The sequence below is a fragment of the Halobacillus sp. B23F22_1 genome (assembly GCF_043497005.1).
In the GTDB taxonomy this organism is placed as follows: Bacteria; Bacillota; Bacilli; order Bacillales; family Halobacillaceae; genus Halobacillus_A.
In genome coordinates, this window is record NZ_JBIEKE010000013.1 from 1 (window position 1) to 519 (window position 519).

Genomic DNA, 519 nt, shown 5'->3' on the forward strand with positions numbered 1-519 from the left:
AACCCACGGTTCGTAATGGAACCGTATCGTTATCTGAATTCATAGGGTAACGATGGCAGACCCGGGGAACTGAAACATCTTAGTACCCGGAGGAAGAGAAAGCAAACGCGATTTCCCAAGTAGCGGCGAGCGAAACGGAAACAGCCCAAACCAGAAAGCTTGCTTTCTGGGGTTGTAGGACACTCCTTTGGAGTTACCAAGAAAGAAGATAGATGAATCGATCTGGAACGATCAGCCAGAGCGGGTAAGAGCCCTGTAATCGACATCTTCTTTCCTCCGGAGTGGATCCTGAGTACGGCGGAACACGAGGAATTCCGTCGGAATCCGGGAGGACCATCTCCCAAGGCTAAATACTCCCTAGTGACCGATAGTGAACCAGTACCGTGAGGGAAAGGTGAAAAGCACCCCGGAAGGGGAGTGAAAGAGAACCTGAAACCGTGTGCCTACAAGTAGTCGGAGCCCATTGATGGGTGACGGCGTGCCTTTTGTAGAATGAACCGGCGAGTTACGACCGTATGC

1 rRNA gene is annotated in these 519 nt (G+C 51.6%); it reads left to right on the forward strand.

Features of this window, described 5'->3' with window-relative positions:
• Window positions 1–519, forward strand: a 23S ribosomal RNA gene (locus ACGTNH_RS21135); the annotation flags it as partial.